This window comes from Mucilaginibacter sp. P4_A11, assembly GCF_056402535.1.
This window is the reverse complement of the sequence record NZ_JBFUHE010000005.1, coordinates 454,921-476,243: the sequence shown is the minus strand read 5'-3', so window position 1 is coordinate 476,243 and position 21,323 is coordinate 454,921. Positions and strand designations below refer to the sequence as shown.

The 21,323-nt window shown below is 43.9% G+C and carries 11 protein-coding genes; 6 read left to right on the top strand and 5 right to left on the bottom strand.

All coding sequences use genetic code 11. From position 1 onward, the window contains the following. Window positions 1-189: 189 nt before the first annotated feature. Both AC1DUD_RS13000 and AC1DUD_RS12995 read left to right on the top strand, forming a co-directional pair. A complete protein-coding gene (locus AC1DUD_RS13000) occupies window positions 190-2,349 on the top strand; it encodes an efflux RND transporter permease subunit (protein WP_477375108.1) in 2,160 nt (719 codons plus the stop codon). 5 nt (window positions 2,350-2,354) lie between these two features. Then, on the top strand, window positions 2,355-3,731 hold the full coding sequence (locus AC1DUD_RS12995; RefSeq protein WP_477375107.1) for a TolC family protein: 1,377 nt from the start codon (window positions 2,355-2,357) through the stop codon (window positions 3,729-3,731). Between the two features lie 88 nt (window positions 3,732-3,819). On the opposite strand, the gene AC1DUD_RS12990 is transcribed toward AC1DUD_RS12995, so the two are convergent. Then, window positions 3,820-4,878, bottom strand: coding sequence for a LacI family DNA-binding transcriptional regulator (locus AC1DUD_RS12990; RefSeq protein WP_477375106.1), 1,059 nt, complete (start codon window positions 4,876-4,878; stop codon window positions 3,820-3,822). Window positions 4,879-5,168: 290 nt separating this feature from the next. Between AC1DUD_RS12990 and AC1DUD_RS12985 the strand changes: the two genes are divergently transcribed. Continuing rightward, on the top strand, window positions 5,169-6,059 hold the full coding sequence (locus tag AC1DUD_RS12985) for a phytanoyl-CoA dioxygenase family protein (protein WP_477375105.1): 891 nt from the start codon (window positions 5,169-5,171) through the stop codon (window positions 6,057-6,059). Between the two features lie 60 nt (window positions 6,060-6,119). Further along, a complete protein-coding gene (locus tag AC1DUD_RS12980) occupies window positions 6,120-8,177 on the top strand; it encodes a hypothetical protein (RefSeq protein WP_477375104.1) in 2,058 nt (685 codons plus the stop codon). Between the two features lie 299 nt (window positions 8,178-8,476). Here AC1DUD_RS12980 and AC1DUD_RS12975 read toward each other — a convergent pair whose 3' ends face one another. Further along, a complete protein-coding gene (locus AC1DUD_RS12975) occupies window positions 8,477-9,913 on the bottom strand; it encodes an aminotransferase-like domain-containing protein (RefSeq protein WP_477375103.1) in 1,437 nt (478 codons plus the stop codon). Window positions 9,914-10,133: 220 nt separating this feature from the next. Here AC1DUD_RS12975 and AC1DUD_RS12970 point away from each other — a divergent pair, with 220 nt between their 5' ends. Continuing rightward, window positions 10,134-11,276 carry an alkene reductase gene (locus tag AC1DUD_RS12970; protein WP_477375102.1) on the top strand — a complete coding sequence of 381 codons (1,143 nt, stop codon included), beginning with the start codon at window positions 10,134-10,136 and terminating at the stop codon, window positions 11,274-11,276. 108 nt (window positions 11,277-11,384) lie between these two features. Here the strand turns inward: AC1DUD_RS12970 and AC1DUD_RS12965 are convergent, their stop codons facing one another. Then, window positions 11,385-12,407, bottom strand: a complete 1,023-nt coding sequence (locus AC1DUD_RS12965) for an LLM class flavin-dependent oxidoreductase (RefSeq protein WP_477375101.1) — start codon at window positions 12,405-12,407, stop codon at window positions 11,385-11,387. 246 nt (window positions 12,408-12,653) lie between these two features. On the opposite strand from AC1DUD_RS12965, the gene AC1DUD_RS12960 reads away from it, so the two are divergent. Beyond that, window positions 12,654-17,219: a DUF3320 domain-containing protein gene (locus AC1DUD_RS12960; RefSeq protein WP_477375100.1), complete on the top strand. Its 4,566-nt coding sequence runs from the start codon at window positions 12,654-12,656 to the stop codon at window positions 17,217-17,219. Between the two features lie 145 nt (window positions 17,220-17,364). Here AC1DUD_RS12960 and AC1DUD_RS12955 read toward each other — a convergent pair whose 3' ends face one another. Both AC1DUD_RS12955 and AC1DUD_RS12950 read right to left on the bottom strand, forming a co-directional pair. After that, window positions 17,365-18,741 carry a sigma-54-dependent transcriptional regulator gene (locus tag AC1DUD_RS12955; RefSeq protein WP_477375099.1) on the bottom strand — a complete coding sequence of 459 codons (1,377 nt, stop codon included), beginning with the start codon at window positions 18,739-18,741 and terminating at the stop codon, window positions 17,365-17,367. Then, window positions 18,738-20,975 (bottom strand): histidine kinase dimerization/phosphoacceptor domain -containing protein, encoded by a 2,238-nt coding sequence (locus tag AC1DUD_RS12950; RefSeq protein WP_477375098.1) that lies wholly within the window; start codon window positions 20,973-20,975, stop codon window positions 18,738-18,740. The genes AC1DUD_RS12955 and AC1DUD_RS12950 overlap by 4 nt, the downstream gene beginning before the upstream one ends. Window positions 20,976-21,323 lie beyond the last annotated feature (348 nt).

Here is a 21,323-nt window from a genome sequence, read left to right as displayed (position 1 = left end):
TCACTAAGGAGAAGAAACTCTAAATCAGAAAATGTATTTTTGTAAAAATAATAGTTGTTAAACCGGACAAAAACATCCGCTCCAAAGAGCCTATCTGTACAACAACTTTACTCTCTTTCAAACCCTAACTCAGAGGGGTCACTTTAGATTGGCGAAGAGGGGTCAATATCATTGGTATATCCAGGTAAGGTGTTGCATACACTGCTGGAAGCTTTCATTCTTGTATTCTTTGTTGTTTTCCTCTTTCTTCAGGATTTTCGTTCCACGCTTATCCCTGCGATCTCCGTACCTGTAGCTATTATTGGCACGTTCTTTTTCCTGAACGTGCTTGGTTTCACCATTAACCTGCTGACCCTGTTCGCGATCATCCTCGCTATCGGTATAGTGGTAGATGATGCCATAGTGGTTGTTGAAGCGGTGCATGCTAAACTGGATGCAGGTTATCGTTCGGCAAAAGAGGCGAGCATTGACGCCATAGGCGAGATTTCCGGCGCAATTATTTCCATTACCCTGGTTATGTCAGCCGTATTTATTCCGGTGAGTTTTATCGGCGGGTCGTCAGGTGTTTTTTACAAACAATTCGGCCTGACGCTGGCTATTGCAATCGTTTTATCAGCAACAAACGCCCTCACTTTAAGCCCCGTGTTATGCGCGCTGTTTTTAAAGGGAAAAGACAACGATAACAAAAAACTCAGCTTCATCCAAAAGTTCTACGTGGCTTTTAATGCAGGTTTTGAAAAATTTCAAAAGCGGTATATACAGGCGGTAACGTTTTTTAGCAGAAAAAAGTGGATCCCGCTGTCCACGCTTGCCGTATTCGTGTTGCTGTTGTTGTTGATTGCCAAAGCAACACCTACAGGGTTTGTTCCGAGCGAGGACTTGGGGTCGATCACCTGTAGCGTGGCCTTGCCGCCAGATGCCTCGCTGGACCGCACAAATGAAGTGACCGGAAGAATTGAAGCCCTGGCCCGTTCGATACCTGAAATTAACAATATCCTGGTCGTCAACGGTCGCAGCGCGCTTTCTGGAAACGGCAACAATTACGGCATGGTGATCATGAAACTTATACCATGGGACAAGCGAAAAAGGGATATTCAGGCGATCATTAAAGAACTGGACAGCAGGTCTGCCAATATTACGGCGGCGGATGTCAAATATACCACGCCACCCACCATACAGGGTTTCGGCGTAACCAGTGGCTTTACCTTTCAACTGCAGGATAAAACAGGCGGCAGCATCGCCAAATTTTATAAAATAAGCAAAGACTTTTTATCCGCGCTCAGTGAGCGGCCGGAAATCCAGTTTGCCACCACATCTTTTAATCCCAATTTTCCGCAGTATTTGATGAATGTTAATGTCCCGAAACTTAAAGAGGCCGGGCTCGATGTGACTGATGTAACCGGGGCCATGCAAGGCTATTTTGGCGGCATATATGTTTCGAACATCACCAGCTTCGGCCAGCAGTACCGGGTAATGGTACAGGCTTCGCCGGAGTTCAGGATGAACCCCGAAAGCATGAACGCAGTGTTTGTGCGCAACAATACGGGGGATATGATCCCGATCACGGAATTTGTGACCTTGAGCCAGGATTATGGCCCGCAAGCCATTACCCGGTTCAACCTGTTTACTTCTATTAACATCAACGGCACGGCAAACACAGGCTATAGTTCCGGAGAGGCTGTATCTGCTGTTGCAGCAGTTGCCACGGAGGAATTGCCCCAAGGCTTTAGTTATGAATATTCGGGTATTACCAGGCAGGAGCTGGCCGGCAACAGCCAGACCATTTACATCTTTTTACTTTGCCTGGTATTTGTTTACCTTATTTTGAGTGCCCAGTACGAAAGCTATATCCTTCCCGCGGCTATTTTGCTGACCATTCCAATCGGCATCGCGGGAGCGTTCATTTTCGCTTACCTGTTTGGCGTTGCCAATAATATTTACCTGCAGATCACACTGATCATGCTGATTGGATTGCTGGCAAAAAACGCAATCCTGATCGTAGAATTTGCGGCGGAACGAAGACGCGAAGGTATGAGCATCGTCGACGCGGCTGTGAAGGGCGCGCAGGCCAGGTTAAGGCCTATACTGATGACCTCGTTTGCATTCATACTCGGACTGATCCCGTTGATGACGGCGACCGGTGCCGGTGCTAACGGAAACCGTTCAATCGGTACCGGGGCAGTAGGAGGAATGTTGACCGGCACCACCTTTGGCATTTTCATTACGCCTGTTTTGTTCATTATTTTTCAAACGCTGCAGGAGAAAGTTAAAAAGAAGCCGGTTAAGGGCAATGTCAATCCGCCTGCCGCGACAGACAGTTCAATGAATACTAACCCGGGGACGCTATAGCAATTATGAAAACGATAATCAAAAATATTGTTTATGTAGGTGCAGCCGCTGTATTAACAGCGTGCCATATCACTAAGCCATACCAGCCGCCTATCGTTAAAAACGATAGCCTGTTCAGGGATTATGCAGTGAGCGATACCAGTTCCATTGCGGCTCTTCACTGGCATGAAGTTTTTACAGATACTGTTTTACAGCAGTTAATATCGGAAGGTATCAGTCATAATTTCGATCTTCAAAAAGCGTACTCGGCTATACGTCAGGCTCAGGCTTATTTCGATCAGAGCAAACTTGCCTATTTCCCCTCTATTAGTGCCGATGCAGGGTTGACGCTATCGGGCTCATCTAATCCACAGGCATTCAGCGCAACCAAAAATCGCATTTACAGTTCAGAGATTACAGCCAGTTGGGAAGCTGACATTTGGGGGAAATTAAAGAGTGCTAAAAAGGCCCAGTTTGCATCGCTGCTGCAGGCAACAGCCAATGCAAGGGCGGTGCAAACATCTCTTGTTGCCGATATAGCGAATAACTATTATAATTTGATGGCTCTGGACCAGCAGTTAATGGTTACCGAACAAAGTGTAAAAGACTGGGAAATCACGATCAGTACTATGAAGTCATTAAAGGTAGCCGATGTGGTAACCGGGGCGGCGGTTGTACAAAGCGAAGCCAGCAAATATGCCGCCGAGGTTACGATCCCTGACCTGAAACAATCAATCTGGCAAACAGAAAATATGATTAACCTCCTGGCGGGTAGGGTACCCGGGCCGGTTACAAGGTCAAAAATTGACGTGGAGCAGCCGCTTACCATACTTGATCCCGGCGTGCCCGCCAGGATGCTGGCCAACAGACCGGATGTCATGGCAGCAGAATACGGCTTCAGAAATGCCTTTGAACTTACCAATGTAGCCCGCACCTATTTTTACCCTTCGCTTACGCTTACCGGCTCCGGAGGTTATTCCAGTGTTAAATCCTTTTTCAGTGTCGGATCTCTTGTCGGCAACCTTGCAGGCGGCATCACCCAGCCTCTTTTTAATCAGGGCGCGAACAAGTTGCGGCTAATTGTTGCGAAGGAAGATCAACAACAGCAGTTGCTTAATTTTCAATATACAGTCCTGAGCGCGGGACAGGACGTATCCAATGCCATGATGTCCTACAAATCGGCGATGGAGAAAGTGGCTACAAGAACCCTGCAATTGAAGAGTCTTGAAAAGTCAGTAAATTATACACAACAACTGGTCAGGTATGGCTCAGCTAATTACACAGAGGTGCTTACTGCGCAGCAAGGCCTTTTGGCCGCTCAATTGGCGAGCGTCAACGACCGGTTACAAAGGCTGCAGGCAATAGTTTATTTGTACCGCGCCTTAGGCGGTGGCTGGCAGTGACCTGAACAGCAATTAACTCCTGCCCACTCGTTTGACAGGTTTTTTTTAAGGAACCCTTGCAGATCTTGCAAAGTTTATACCCGTTGATTTACAGAAAACTGTAATAATCTATATTCGCTTTCATAACGATATCAAGCGGAAGGAAATAAGAAGAGGCTATCGTTTTTTTTAATATTAAAAGATCGTAAAACAATTTAATGCCTTGATATGCCTGTTTTTGGGGTTGCTGGCTGATCAGGAAATCGATGGCTCCATTCTTCAGCATTTGAATATTATTCTCGACAAGATCATACCCGACTACACGATAGTTGAGCTTCTGTTCCTGAGTGATTGCTGCTGCAATCTTATCAATGCCATTCACAACAAATATTCCTTCCAAATGCGGGTTATCCTCAAAAACCGCAGTAATACCTTTACTTATCGTTTGCTCATTCCCGGTATTGTCTTTAAATCTCCATATTTTCCTACCGGAGTTTTCAAAGAAAGTTAAAAACCCTTCCTCCCGGGCGGAGAATTGAATGTGATTATCTTCTTCCCTTTCAATAGAGGCAATCAGTATATCGCCCTTTTTGGAAATTGTATAATCCAATAAATTAGCCGCCAGGTATCCGCTGTCTTTCGAATGATTCCCTATAAAGCTGATATTGGATAGACCCGGTAAATTACTGTCAAAGAAGATGACGGGCACACTTAAATCCTTACAATGTTCCAGTAATCTTATTGTTTGATCATGAAATACCGGCACCATAAAAATACCGTCATAGTTATCGCCAATCACTTCATCCACACGTAATTTAAAGGAAACCTCGTTATTCTGCTCAAAGGTTAGGATATTAATATTGATCCCAAAAGGGGAAACTTCTTTCAATGCCTCCTCAAATCCTACGCTATGGGCCGACCAAAAGGGGATCATGTCCGTCGCTTCAGGAATTAAAACCACAATACTATAATCTCTCGCCGATTTTAACCTGCTGGCCAAAATGTTCGGTTTATACCCGAGGTCTTTAATTGCCTGTAAGATACGTTCGTGTGTTGCCTTTGAAACCCCACCACGGTTATTTAATACCTTGTCAACAGGGCCGGTGGATACCCCGGCCCGTTCCGCGATTTCTTTAATACCGATAGTTTTATTTGAGCTTGTTTTCACGCAAAGCAATAATACAGTTTTTATCTAAAAAATTTGGAAGTGCAGAATAAAGCATATATGTTTGTTAAATAGTCAACGTTGACTATTTAATCATTTATAACCTAAATAGCTTGTAATCAATTATAAATAGCATGGCATGTGTTTTTAAACCAGGGAACAGATTAGGGTAATCTAAGCACAAAATAGATATAGAAGATTAAGGGAATCCGTTGAATTGGGTAGGGGAATACTCATGTCTAAACTCTTTTGAAACTGAGCGAAAAATCAAAATAAACTAAACAAAATTTCATATGGAAAATCTAAAGGAATCCTTCGAAGAAGAGGGGTATGTGATTGTTAATGTCTTAACCCAGGGTGAAATTGACCACTTCAGGCTGATCATGGACAAGTTATTAAGCCCCAAAATTGAAGCAGCCGACAAGCTGGCCCGCAGTTCCTCCTTTCAGCACCTGGGCGATGAGATCGCTTCGTTCGGGCAGGAAGCCCGTCAATATTATTTTCATTTACTGACCAAGGTGGGAACCGAACCTATTCATCATGCCTTTTATAATCCGGTGGTATTAAAAGTAGTTGAACAGATCATAGGGCCGAACCTGATCATCAACAACGCGTCGATACTGGCAGCAAATGCAGGCACTTCTTATTCGCTGGGCTGGCACCGGGACGTTATCCAGATTCCGCAGGCTGAGATTGAAGATTGGATGTTTTCTAAAGAACGATTTCATAACAGCGTACAAATCAATTTGCCATTAGTAGATGAAAACTCCCTTTGGATTGTACCGCATAGCCATAACCGGCCTAACACCCCCGAAGAGAATGAAGCATTTCAGGCTTCGAAGCACTATGCCCCTGTTGGCGCCGAAATGCCGGGTGGTATTCCTGTTCGCTTAAAGGCCGGCCAGGCGGTGATCTATAACAATAACCTGATCCACCGGGGATATACCAAAACCATGGAACTACCCCGACGGACCTTGCATATGGGGTACCATAGCGCAGCCTTTCCGCCCACCTGGCATTTTTATCTGCTCAACGCCGGTTTGTTAACACCTGAATATTTGGAGACACTTAACCCTACTATGCGCAGAATGATGAACGAATACCTGGAATGCAAACAGCAGTACCCGGATATGAGCGACACCTGGAGATACGATTATAATTTTCCGGGACAGGCTGCCAATTAAAATAGGAAAGCGCCTGATATAAAGGTGAATGAATTGATATAAATAAAAACAAATTATAATATGAAAACCAATATTTACAAAATACTTTTAAGCTTTTTGACTTTGCTGTTGCCCTGCGGGCTTTATGCCCAACAGCCTGCTTTACCCCAACAAACAGACCGCTGGGCCATCCAGCCCGACGGAAGTATCAGGTGGACTATTAATGGAAGGCTGCCACATGCAGATCATATTGAAATGTCGGGAGAAAAAGTGTCTGTTTGGGTTCAATATGGGTTAGACAGTGCCGGCAGGTCATCCGTTTCACGAACAGTAGTATTCCCTACATTCCGTATGTTGCCTGATGCCACCCGGAGCCACATTGATTATACTTTTCTGGATAATGAGCTGCCACGTTTTTTTATTAACAGCCGCCAATTAAAGACTGACTTGTCCATCGGGAAAAAATCGGGTAACCTTACTTATAATATTAAAAGCATCAGCCACAAAGGTATTATGCGTGTGGAGGCAGTAACGACTAATCCGGGGCTAGTGAAAATAGACCGGAGCATCTTTCCTTCAGTGGATAAACCTATGGTTATCGAAAAGTTCGTGTTTACCAATACGACTGATAAACCGGTCAGCATTTCCATGGAATCCCTGAAACGGGAGGTGAAAACAGACAGCGCCACCAGTAAAGTGAGGCCGCACACGGTAATCATGGCATCTATCGGTGCCGGCAGCCGGGTGGTTCAACCGGGTGGGCATACTGCTTTTGCCGTTTATTACCTGGCAACAGATTTTCCAGCCCAGCCTATTAACGTAAATGCTGATGCGGAAGAAAAAGCGCGCGAAAAACGCATCAATACTATTTTATCGCCATTGCGATTGCAAACTCCTGACACTCTATTGAATACAGAGTTTAAATTTGCTAAGATCAGGGGGACAGAAAGTATTTACAAAACCAAGGTAGGTTATATGCATGGCCCTGGCGGCTTGGCTTATTATGCCGCTATCTGGGCAAATGATCAGGCTGAATATACCTATCCTTTCTACGCGTTCCTGGGCGATAGTATCGGGAATCTCGCTGCTATGACATCTTATCGTTTGTTTGCCAGGTACATGAACCCGGAATACAAAGCCATCCCAAGTTCAATTGTTGCCGAAGGCGATGCGGTATGGCAAGGTGCCGGAGACAGGGGTGACCAGGCTATGCTTGCTTATGGCGCTTCCCGGTTTGCGCTGGCCTATGGCCATCCTGATTCTGCAAGGGTATTGTGGCCGCTCATCACCTGGTGCCTGGAATACTGTCGCCAGAAATTAAATGATCAGGGTGTTGTCACTTCCAATTCTGACGAACTCGAAGGACGTTTTCCATCTGGTAAAGCCAATATACCAACGAGCAGCCTTTATTATGGTGCGTTAATATCGACGGCCAATTTGGGGAAGCAATTGCATCAGCCCAAAGCGCTAACAGATGAATATTTAAAACAAGCCGAGGTGCTTAAAGTAAATATCGAGAAATATTTCGGGGGTAATGTAGAGGGCTTTGAAACGTATAAATATTATGAAACCAATAATGTACTCCGTGCCTGGATTTGTGTTCCGCTTACTATGGGTATTTTAAACAGGGCCGAGGGGACGGTCGACGCATTGTTTTCGCCGAGGCTATGGACGGCGGATGGATTGGCCACCGAGGCTGGTAAAGAAACATTTTGGGACCGCTCTACCCTCTACGCGCTTCGTGGGGTGTTCCAGGCCGGCAAAACAGAAAGAGCAATGGATTACCTGCGTTATTATTCACGCAGAAGGTTGTTAGGAGAGCATGTCCCTTATCCGGTGGAAGCCTATCCCGAAGGTAATCAAAGGCATTTATCGGCCGAGGGTGGATTATATTGCCGGATATTTATCGAAGGCGTGTTTGGGATACTGCCAACTGGTTTTAACAGCTTTGATTGTACCCCAAGGCTGCCAAAGGGGTGGAATGAAATGTCATTGAATAACATCCATTCGTTTGGGCATGTGTTCGATCTTAAAATATCGAGGCTAAATAATCAGAAACTAAATATTACTATTACCAGGGGCAGTAAAATAATCAAATACAAAATAAATGATGGTAGTACTCAAACGATAACTTTATAGTGTTTTAATACCAATAGCACAATTATCGGCTGGTTGGTTCTTTAATGAAAGTATTAATGATTTTAAGGTCACTGAGATCATCCAAAATTGGAGATTGATATTTCTAACTATCGCTTTTTTGGGCTGCTGAATCTTCAGTAAAATCTGAGAACTTTTGTAGAGACGTGCATGCAAAACTGCTAATTGCCTCGGCTTTTTCAGGCGAAGATTGATATAACTAAAGCGGCCGGGGCTGATAGCGTTTAGTATTTAAGGTTCAGATGGAGTTGGGGCAGGTTTCTTAAGTAACCGCCCCTTTTTTATACGGTGGTATTCGCTTGTCTTTCGCCTATCGAACGGGTAAGCTTGCCTAAAGTTTTAAAAGCATCGTCAATGCGCGTTGTCCAGAGGGGGCAGCAATTTATCCGCATAAAGTTTTGAAAATGGTTTGATGCCGAAAATATCTGCCCGGGGCAAAACCCGATACCGAATTTCAATGCTTCCCGTTGCAAGGTGAGCGCGTTTACATTTTGGGGCAATTCAACCCATAAACTATAGCCACCTACGGGCTCGGTTACCTTTGTATCTTCCGGAAAGTATTTTAAAATGGCGTTCCGATACTGGCATGTTTGTTTTTTTGCAAACTGCCGTAGCTTTTTAATGTGCGTTTGATAGGTGCCGCTTTCCAAAAAGCGGGCTATGGCGTCCTGCAGCAAACCGTTGGTCGATATGTTTTCGGCAAATTTAAGCTTTTCAATTTCGGCCATATATTTCCCTGCCGCTACCCAGCCTATCCTGAATCCGGGCATCAGCGATTTGGAAAATGATGAACAGTATAGCACATTATCATAAGTATCATAGGCCTTGGCAGGTAAGGGCCTTGTTTTTTCAAAATAAAGTTCACCCAAGGCGTCGTCTTCAATTAAAGGGATCTCCCGTACACCTAAAATTTCAACCAGCTTTATCTTGTTGGCTTCAGACATGGAGCAACCATAGGGATTTTGGCATACAGGCATAAATATACATGCTGTTACTTTGTTGTTATCCAGGGCGTTTTCCAAATCGACCAGATCAAGTCCGGTAACCGGATCCACATGAATACCCAGGGCTTTTAACCCTTTACTTTCCAAACATTGCAGAATGCCTGCATAGGCAGGTGATTCAATTGCGACGATATCGCCGCGTTTGGTGATAGCATCAAGACAAAGGTTAATGGCCTCCATGCAACCGTTAGTGATCAGGATCTCTTCCTGTTTTATGCTTTTATCCCAATCGAACGATTGTAGGGCTATTTGTTTGCGTAAACGGGGGTGCCCCTCTAAAAATGTATATTGGTATATATCGCTTTCCTCTTTCATCGAGGCCTGCATGGCCTTGTTGATTTTGGTAATGGGGAGATATTCGTTGATAGGCGCAAGGGATGAAAAGTTAATTACGCTATACTTAATGGTGTTTTTCATCATGGCGGCAGCCATACTGCTCACCTCTACTTTTTCAGGCAGCGGAATAAAACGTTTGGTGGTTAAAACTTTTTTGCTAACCGTATTAATGTAATACCCCGAACCCGGCCTTGATACGATAGTACCTCTTGCTTCCAGTATGGCGTACGCCTGATTTACTGTAGTGAGGCTTACATTCAACTCTTCGCTCACTTTACGGACAGACGGAAGCTTGTCGCCCGGTTGCAGTTCAAGGCCGGTAATAGTTTCTTCAATTTTATGGATTACCTGCTCGTACCGGAATGATTTATTTATCATGGTCACATCTTATTCTCAAAGATAAATCATATCCATCCGGTATCGGGTAACTGATCCGCAGTATTGCATTAAACTAACATAAATGCCTAAACTGTTATTGTTTTTTTGATGCCGACTGTATCTTTTTCTGTATCGCATTGAGCACGACCTTTGATTTATCAAATCAAACACAAAAAGTTGTTTGAGTAAATAGTTTAATAAAACACTTAATATCAATACAATGCAAACTGCAAACAACGCAGCATCAACTGCAAACGAAGCTAAGCTTTTTACCCCGGTTCAGTTAGGGCCATATAAACTTACACACCGTGTGGCGATGGCCCCGCTTACCCGTATGCGTACTTATGACAATCATTTTATCCCTAACGATCTGATGGTTGAGCATTACACACAGCGCGCCACCAACGGTGGATATATTGTAGCCGAAGGCACAGTGATCTCCGAAACTGGTCATGGTTACTATGGAGCGCCGGGTATTTATACTGATGAGCAGGTAGAGGGATGGAAAAAAGTAACCGCAGCTGTACACGCCAAAGGCGGGATCATATTTGATCAGCTATTTCACGTAGGCCGCCAATCGCACAAAAGTTTACAACCCAACAATGCCGATCCGATAGGTGCTTCGGCAATTAAGGTTGAGGACTTTGTTTATACCCCGGCAGGATGGTTACCTGCCGATATTGCCCGCGAAATGACCACCGAAGAAGTTAAAGCACGCGTGGAAGAATATCACCAGGCCGCTGTTCGTGCAAAAGAAGCTGGTTTTGACGGTGTAGAGCTTCACGGAGCCAATGGTTATTTGGTTGATCAGTTTTTACAGGATGGGTCTAATAAAAGAACAGATATATACGGTGGTTCGATAGAAAACCGCGTACGTTTTATGTTGGAAATTGTTGAAGCTATGATATCTGTCTGGGGGGCTGATAAAGTAGGTGTACGTGTTGGCCCAAGCGGCACCTTCGCTTCTATGTATGATAGTGATCCTATCGCCTTGTTCAGCTACGCGGCCGAACAGTTGAATAAATTAGGTATTGCTTATTTGCATATTATTGAACCACGTATTAAAGGTGCAGTTGAAATAGAAGAAGGTTTAGAGCCTGTAGCTGCCCAACATCTCCGCAAAATATTTAAAGGTACAATCATCGCTGCTGGTGGCTTCGATTTTGAAAAAGGCAATGCCATCGTTGAAAAAGGTAATGCCGATCTTGTAGCTTACGGCAGACATTTTATAGCCAACCCAGATTTGGTTTACCGCTTTGAAAACGGCCTTGAACTAAATGCTTACGACCGTGACACGTTTTACGCAGGTGATGCCCGCGGTTATAATGATTACCCAGTGTACGAAGAAAAATTGAGCGCTTAATGCAATAATAAAGGCTGCCCGCCATGGCAGCCTTTATTTAAACAAATGGATAAAATCAACGATAATATAAATGAGATGACGGATCATCTCAGTTGTACAGGCAGCCAGTTAACGCCAACCTAAGCCCGGAGCAACATGCTCCAAAATCGATGATAATATGTGTACGTTGTAGTCAGTTCCTAATGTGTTAGGTATAGTCAAAAGGAGCGTATCGGCTTCCTGGATGGCTTCATCTTTAGCCAGTTCTCTTATTAGTTGATCTGGTTCTGCCGCGTAGGTTTTCCCGAATATGGCACGTTTATCACTTTCAATATAACCAAATTTGTCCGACTGAGCGGCCCCCCGTCCGAATAAATGCCTGTCCTGATCGTTCACCAATGCAAAAATCGAACGGCTCACCGAAACTCTCGGCTCGCGATTATGCCCTGCTTTTTTCCAGGCCTCCTTATATAACCTAATCTGTTCAGCCTGTTGTATATGGAACGGCTTACCGTTTTCGTCAAATTTCAGGGTAGAGCTTTGAAGGTGCATCGCATTTTCGGCCGCCCATACAGCTGTCGCGTTAGAAGCAGCGCCCCACCAAATCCGTTCGCGTAAACCTTCAGAATGGGGTTCCAAACGCAACAAACCAGGCGGATTCGGAAACATAGGGTAGGGGTTTGGCTCAGCAAAGCCCACGCCTTTTAGCTTATCTAAAAATTGCAAAGCTTTATTGCGGCCCATCTCCGCGTCTGTTTCTCCTTTGGCTGGTTCATAACCAAAGTAACGCCAACCATCTATTACCTGTTCTGGCGAACCTCTGCTGATGCCTAACTGTAATCGCCCGCCCGAGATTAAATCGGCAGCTCCAGCGTCTTCTACCATATATAATGGATTTTCGTAACGCATATCAATTACACCCGTGCCAATTTCTATATTATTGGTTTTGGCACCAATGGCCGATAGTAAAGAAAATGGCGAGGCAAGTTGCGCCGCAAAATGGTGTACCCGAAAATATGCGCCGTCAATGCCGATCTCTTCGGCCGCGACAGCGAGGTCAATAGACTGAAGGAGGGTGTCACTTGCTGTGCGGGTGTTATACGCCGGATGATCAGACCAATGCCCGAACGATAAAAATCCTATTTTTTTCATAAGTTCTTTTGGGTGTGAAATAGCAAATGTAAAGTTAACAATCACCTGGGTAGTAATGTGTGATCAAGCGTTACTATACTCTGGAAATGTCGTTAAAAAGACAAACGTATTAAAAGTTTTATAATCTTATCAACATCACCGATGGTTACGCTAAGCTTTTTTTGTATGCGATATTACTGAAGTAATTCAATTAACAGGCTTCCTGATCGTTTATAAAATCCTGTCGGATTTTATTAGCTTTGAATTATGCAGGAAAATATACAGGCCCGTTTAGCATCCTCCCGGAAAGAACTGCTGGACCTGGGACTTCGAAACCCACTACTGAATTATAAGCTTACCAAAGGCAAAGGTGTACACATAGTTGATGAAAAAGCTGAGGCTATTTATGATATTCTTGTCCGCCAGCAAAAGGCAATGACCTTCCTGGCTCTAAAAGAAGGACAACTATTTCCCGAAAATGAAGCTAAATACCAGGATACCCGTTTGCAAACTGATCAGGACGAGCAGAAGTTGCAAAGCCGTTTATTAAATACATACTATTTTGCACGCACAAGTATAGAAGAACAGGGCGTAAACCTGCTCTACCTCGCTTTAGGCATGCTGCGCTGGTATGATACCGGCGATACAGAGAGCCAGCGCTCTGCTCCACTTATTCTGGTACCTGTGAGCCTGGAACGGTCAAGTGCGCAGGAACGTTTCCGCTTGCGTTACACCGGCAGCGAAATTGGCGCCAACCTGTCGTTACAGGCTAAAATGAAAAGTGATTTTAACCTCACCATTCCGGATATGCCGGAAGCAGAGGAGTTTGATTTTAAGGAATATATCGCAACCGTAAAATCGCATATCGCTAAAGAAGTTAACTGGGAAATTGACGCTGATGCTATCGAATTGGGTTTCTTTTCTTTCGGCAAATTTTTGATCTATAATGATCTTGATACCGAGCAGTGGCCTGATGCTGCCAAGCCCGAGAGCCACCCCAATGTAACGGCCTTATTGGAAAGAGGATTTCATGAAGATATACCGGAAGATGAACATAATCTGGATACTGATACCAAAGCTAACGAGCTGTTTCGTGTAGTGGATGCGGATAGTTCACAGCTGATGGCCATGCTGGCAGTACAAGACGGCAGCAACCTGGTTATCCAGGGGCCGCCAGGTACCGGTAAATCGCAAACTATTACCAATATCATTGCCAATGCTGTTGGCCAGGGCAAAAAAGTTTTATTTGTTGCCGAAAAAATGGCGGCACTGGATGTAGTGAAAAGACGTTTGGATAATATTGACCTTGGAATGGCCTGCCTTGAACTGCATAGCCATAAAACCAATAAACGCGATGTACTCGCCGAACTTAAACGTGTTATGGAGCTTGGCAGGCCCCAAACCGCTAAGCTTGAACTGGAAATCCAGATGCTGGAAATTTATCGCGCCGAACTAAACGATTATTGCCGTGCCGTTAACAATCAGCTGGCGGGCAGCGGCCTCAGCGCCCAGCAAGTTATAGGCTTCCTGTTACAAATCGATCAGCAGGCTAAAGACCGGCATCTGCTGAAATTACCAATTGAAAATATTAGCTACTGGAATGCTGAAAAAATCAGGCACGCCGAAGATTGGGCCGACCGTATCCAGGCACGCCTGGCCGATATAGGTAAACCTACCAATATGGTTTTTTTCGGCACAAAGCTGATGCTGGTATTGCCGCATGATAAAGGCGCGATCCTGCAACGCATGGAGGTTGCCTTACGGGCCGTGACTGAATTGTTGACGCTTATCGGCAATATCGGAGAAAATACAGGTTTTATTATTCCGGCTAATGATGCCGGAGTGCCCAGGCTGGAAGCGCTGCTTGCCAAAGCCGCCGAAGCACCCGATTTGAGCGGACTTAGTATTAGTGATTCCATTTGGCAAACTAAAGCTGAGGATATTAAAGAACTACTAACTACCGGCGAAGAACTGGAAAGCTTATATCGTACCTATAAGGATACATTTGTAGCAGAGGCCTGGTCGCAGGATATATTGGAGATTCGCCGGAATATTGTTACTTATGGCGATACATGGCATAAAAGCCTGCATGGCAGCTATCGTAAAAGTAAGCAGCAGTTGGCCGCCCTGTTAAAAATCACCTTACCCGACAGTGCCGATGAAAAATTGAGACTTGTAGACGCTATTTCAGAAGCCCGTCGCCTGGAAAGTTCCCTTCAGCAATATGATGTCTTTGCTCAAAACCTGTTCGGTAACCGCTGGCTAAAGCAACGCTCCGACTGGAAATCCTTACAGGCTGCCGCAGCTTACCTGTCAAATATCAAAGACCCTGTTTTGCTGGCCTATTTAAGTAAGCTGGAACCAAAGTCGGTAGCTGCGGGCTATCTTAATGTTTTGCAAAACGAGTTAAAAATGTTGCAGGGGCAACGAGAACAGGCCCTGCATGCATTAGAGATCTCAACATTTCCGTCAAATTACATCGAACAGGAAAATACATGGAAAAACTGGATAGCGAATTTCGATGAATTACAATTGGCCATTGATTGGAACCAGTTAACCGCGCAATCTGAAAAAGAAAATTTAGCTTTCCTGATACAAGCCGCTGTTAATTGGGATGAAGCTAAAGATCTGTTAAAGATAAGCCTGCAAAAAACGTGGTATGAATACCTGATAGGCGAAGCTTTTAAACGCAGTCCTGAGTTATCCAGGTTTGAACGGGCCAGCCATGAGGAGATCATTACCAAGTTCAAAAAACTTGATCAGGTAAACCTATACTACAACAGGGCGCGTGTGGCGCTTAAACATTGGGAAAGCCTTCCTCCGGGCAATGCCGGCGGGCAGGTGAATATCCTTAAAACGGAATTTAATAAAAAAGCGCGGCATATGCCGATACGTAAGCTGGTGGAAGAAGCCGGGAAAGCGATGCAGGCCGTTAAGCCGGTATGGATGATGAGTCCGATGTCAATAGCCAATTATCTGCCGCCCGGTGCTATTGATTTTGACCTGGTGATTTTTGATGAGGCCAGCCAGGTACGGCCTGTAGATGCCATTGGCGCCATTGCACGCGGCAAGCAATTAGTAGTGGTAGGTGATACCCGTCAATTGCCGCCAACCAGCTTTTTCGACAAGCTAAACAGCGATATAGAGGATGAAGAAAATGTAACCGCCGATATGCAAAGCATATTGGGTATGTGCGACGGGCAAGGCGCGCCTACGCGTATGCTTAAGTGGCATTATCGTAGCCAGCACGAATCGCTGATCACGCTTTCCAATCATGAGTTTTACGAGGATAAACTGGTGATTTTCCCCAGTCCCGGTAATAAACAAAACCTGGGACTGCGCTTTCACTACCTGCCCGACGCGGTTTATGACCGGGGCAAAACACGCAGTAATCCAATTGAGGCGCAGGCAGTGGCCAAAGCTGTTATTGATTACGCAGGCAAATACCCTAACCAAAGTTTAGGTGTGGTGGCGTTCAGTACAGCGCAGGCACAAGCCATACAAGCAGCGCTTGAGGTAGAACGAAAAGCCAGCCCGGCTACTGAAAGCTTTTTTATAAGCCGGCCTGATGAGCCTTTCTTTATAAAGAACCTTGAAAATGTACAAGGTGATGAGCGTGACGTGATCCTGATCAGTATCGGCTATGGCCGTACCGAAGATGGTAAGGTGCCTATGAACTTCGGACCGCTAAATAATGAAGGCGGCGAACGCCGGCTGAACGTACTGATCACCCGGGCAAAAATGCGCTGTGAGGTATTTACCAATATTACGCCGGAAGATATCAAGATAGGCGAATCGGCCCGTTTTGGGATCAGGGCGCTGAAAAGCTTTTTATATTTTGCCCGGTACGCTAAATTTGACAAGCCCGAAGCGCTCATCCCAGACGAGGTAAGACCGTTTGAAGATGAAGTAGCATCCCAATTGGCCAAAGCAGGTTATGTTGTGCGCAATAAAGTGGGCTCACCTGGTTTTTATTTAGACCTTGCTGTGGTTGATCCAGAAAACCCGGGACGCTATATCTTAGGCTTGGTTTGCGATGGCAAGGCATATGACAGTGCCGCCTCGGCAACTGATCGTGACCGCCTGCGCTCGCAGGTGCTGGAATTATTTGGCTGGAACCTTTACCAGGTTTGGAGCGCCGACTGGTACCGCAATCCGGGCAGGGAATTGTCACGTTTGCTGGCCGCTATTGAACAGGCAAAACTCATCACTGAAACTACCGATAAGGATAATGATACCTGGCAGCAGGAACTTAGCCGTGATAATACACCGGCGGCTGTCCTCGCAACACCAGAATATCAGCTGGCCGAAATCAATATTGAGCACATCAGGCCCGAATTTCAACTATATACCTTTGCCGAACTGGGGGACTGGATAGCTGAAGTAGTACAAACAGAAGGCCCTGTACATTTTGATGAAGTGGCCAAGCGCATTACCGATGCCGCGGGCATTGCTAAAGTAGGGTCACGTATCCGCTATACTTTGACACAAGCGCTTCACCAGGCGCAAAGCGAAAAAAAAGTAGTAGTAAAAGGAGAATTTCTTTGGGCGCCAGAAATGGAAATAGCAACAGTGCGCGACCGTAGTAAATTGCCTGCTGCCTATCGGAAACTCAATCTGGTAGCACCCGAAGAAATTCATGCCGGTATCGGGCAAGTGGTAAGCGGCTCCATTTCTATTACCGAAGAGGAAGCTGTACCGCTGGTAGCTAAATTGCTCGGGTTTTCGAGGGTCACGGATGAGATGCGGCAACAATTGTCTGAAGCCATTGGTAAAACAATACAAGCGGGGATAATTACTTTTGAGGGCGTTAACCTGAAGCTGGCAGACTAAACAAGTTTGGTCTGCAGATATTATCACTGTTTATTTCGAAAGGATGTGAAAATATTTACTGGCTGGTGCTCATCGTATTGAAATTTCCAGCCAGAAAAACATTTTTGACGCAGGTTACAGAATGAAACATGAAGTTGATAACTAATTATTTGTCGGGCCTGGAATAGGTTTTTTCAATTCCTAATTTCTTCATTCGGGAATTTAATGTAGACGGATGAAGCTCCAGTAATTCGGCGGCGCCGCCCTCACCATAAATTTTCCAGTTGCATCGCTCAAGGGCCGATAAAATATGATCGCGTTCATTTTCGGTCATGGTTTTGATACGACCCGGCACCGCTGATGCAATTGCAATATTTTGCCCGGGTAATTTCAAAGCATTAATAACGGGCCCGTTGGCAAGTAAAACACTACGTGCCATCAAATTTTCCAGTTCCCTTATGTTCCCCGGCCAGTCGTAATTGAGCATTGATTGCATCACATGGTTGGCTAAACCAGTAATTTCTTTATTTTCTCTGCGGGCGTAAATATTCACAAAGTGATTGGCCAACGACGCTATGTCTTCTTTTCGCTCGCGTAATGGAGGCAAAGTTATGGGGAAAACATTTAAACGGTAATAAAGGTCGAGCCTGAACCTCTGCATTGAAATTTCCTCTTCCAGGTTACGGTTGGTAGCAGCTATGATACGAACGTTTACCTTTCTTTTGCGCCCGCCAATAGGTTCTACCTCTTTTTCCTGTAGCACCCTCAGTAATTTAACTTGTAATTCTAAGGGTAATTCGCCAATCTCATCTAAAAAAACGGTCCCATCATTAGCCTGTTCAAATTTACCGGTCCTTTTGTCAGTAGCACCGGTAAAGGCACCTTTTTCATGACCAAAGAGCTCTGATTCAATTAGGTTTGCCGGTAGTGCGGCGCAGTTAACCGCCACAAATGGCTTTTGTTTCCGGGATGAAAGCTTATGGATACTTTGCGCTATCAGTTCCTTACCGGTACCACTTTCTCCTAATATGAGTACGGATATGTCTGATGATCCTACTATTTTTACATTCTCCAAAACATCGCGCATACTGTCGCAGGTGCCTATGACCTCTTTAAACTCGCTCCCTTGCAACAAATGGGGAGGGGTGTTAGAATTATTAAGCGGTTCCTGATTTTGGCGATGCAGGTACCAGGCAACATCCAGCATTACCAATACATCTTTTTCGCGGAATGGTTTTACAAGAAAGCCATACGGTTTAGTAGCCTTAGCCGCGTTAAGGATTTGCTTGTCTGAGTTTGCCGATAAATATACAAAGGCGATATTTTTTTCCCTGAGTTGCTTGCCCAGATCAATGCCTGTCAAATCGCCTTTTAAACGGATATCAAGTAATACAAGGTCAGGTTTATCAGTTTCAATAATTTGTAAAGCTTCAGGTACAGAACGGGCAATTTTAAAAACGATGTAGCCAGCTTTGCGGAGGATAGACCTTAGGTTATCGGCCTCAATAAATTGGTCTTCAACAATAAGTATTTTGGTATTCATATATACGCCTCCGTGGTTTTAGATGATGGTAAAAAGTTTTCAGGAGCATTTACCAGATCCTGGCTAAAAGTAATCACTATCCTGGTCCCGTTGTTAGTCTCAAAGGTGATTTCGGCGTCAATATCTTCGCTAAGGCCTCTTATTAATCTTAATCCTAATGATTCCGGTTCAATATCGTAAACGATTTCAGGGATTCCTACACCATTATCTGCAATTTCTAATTTAATTTGACTGCCGTCGTTAATCATCGAAATTGAGATTTCACCTTTCCTGTTATCCGGAAAAGCGTATTTGATTGAATTAGTTACCGCTTCATTGATGATAAGCCCTAACGGAATAGCGTGCGATATATTTAGGTTTATTGAATTTATATTCAGCTTGAAGTTGATCTGCTTTGAAGCAGCAAAACTATCCTCCAGTGACTGAACCAGTTCCGGGATATAAGTAGCCATATCAATTGTTTTGATATCATCCGATTGATATAGCTTTTGATGGATTAACGACATGGCGTAAATTCGGTGCTGACTACTTTCAATAGCTTGGAGTGCATCGTTTTCAAGATAGTTAGCCTGTGACTCCAATAGGCAGATTACCGTATGCAGGTTATTTTTTACCCGGTGATGAACTTCTTTTAGCAGCCATTCTTTTTCAGTAAGTAAATGCTGTAGTAAATCGTTCTTTTGAGTTACTATCAGGTTGTTTTTCTTTCTTATCGTATTTTGCCGGTAAAGTAATCCCGCAATGATCAGCACCATGCACGAGCCTGCGATTATCCAGTTCCTGGTGTTTTGCGCCTCGTGTAATTTGCTTTGCTGAAGTTCGCTTTTCTGGTTTAATATTTTAATCTGTGCTTCTTTTTTTTCCGTTTCATATTGGATCTCTATTTGTTTGAGCTGCTTGTTTTTAGTTTCGGTAAATAATGAATCCCTTATTTTGATGTATTGCAGGTAATTATTGAGTGCAGACCGGTAATTGCCCGTTGCCGAATCAAGCTTAAACCATAGTGCGTAATTTGATGAGATCGACATAGCCGACCCATAGTTGTTTGTTTTAATATAGGCATCACTTTTAAGTAAATATGTACGTGCTAATTCATATTGTTTGGTAGCAATACCATATTTTATGAGTGTATTATAAACATTTAATAAATCAGCAATGCCGTCAGCATGTTGCGAAACTATTTTTAAAAGTTTGTCGGCATGATGTTTAGCTTGTTGGTATAAATTCAGTTTTAAACACAGGATGCAATACATATTTGAGATGGTTGCAGCAAATGCAGGATTGTCTGTTTCCAGGTATTTAGGGTCGATGCTTTTTAAAAACTGAAGCGCTGTTTCGTACTTGTTCAGGCTCCTGTAGGTAATAACTATATTTCCAACTACCAGCAAAATACTGGAATGGTCATTGTATTTTTCTGCAATTTGTAATGCATTTTTATAGTAGCCTATCGCTTTTTCTTTTTCGCCCATTTTGCCCAACATCACCGCGACAATATTGTTGATCTCGCAAAGCTGCATCGTAGTATCGTTAACATCCTCGGCAGTTTTCAGTGCCAGAAAACCATATTTTAACGCGTTTTTAAAATCGGATATTAAGCTGTAAACACTTGAATATATAATATATACTCCTTGAAGTTGCTTGTAATGAATTGATTGATATGCCGCAAGTGAAAGTTTGATGTTTTGCAGAGCCTTGGGATATTCTGCCTGGGCTGCATAAAGATCGGCGAGGGATTTGTATGCATAAGCCTTTAATTCTGTATGGTTTGACTGCTCCAGCGCTTTTACAGATTGTTCGGTCATGTGTATTTTTTCTAAAATCTCTTTGGGATCGGTATATTCGTAATAATGCGCCATTTCTAAATAGGCGAGGCCCAAATGATATTTATCGGATGTATTAGTTAAAAGGGCAATAGCTTTTCCGGCAAATTTTTTACCCTCTTCCCGTAGGCCGCTTTCGCGGTAAAGGTTGGCTCTTACCCAGGATATATAACCATTTATAACTGTCGAATTTAAAGGCTTTGCAATAATTTCCGCTTTGCTAATAAAAGTTGTTGCGTTGTCAAGATCTGCCTTATTCTCTCCTGATTTTAAGATATTATAGAGGGCTAACCTTAATAATTTATCTATTCGGGCAGTATCAGCAATTTTTGAGTTTAAAGATCTTAATAAATCTTTTGCTTCAGGTGCAGAAATGTTATGGGTTTCATCTTGTGCATGAGCAATGCTGATCATACATAAAATAATTAAGATAAGGCCAAGTTTTTTCATGGAAATTCGGAACTACAGGATTAAGGGCTTAGATTAATTGATCACTTAAATGATCAAAAGGAAAAACGCGGCGGCTTGATATTTTGGTACGGCGTAAATATATCTGAACAAATTGGACTGGAACCCCTAAGAGAACCTACCCCGACGGCTAAATTATTAAATTAAACACAACGAAAGCAGTACCGCTTTCATAAGTATTAAAATGGTTAATCACGTATGATTAACCATTATTGTACTATGGAGTTGGTATTTTATTGTATTATCTGCACTATGTAGTAGATAAAATGTATTCATTTTTTATTTATAATATAT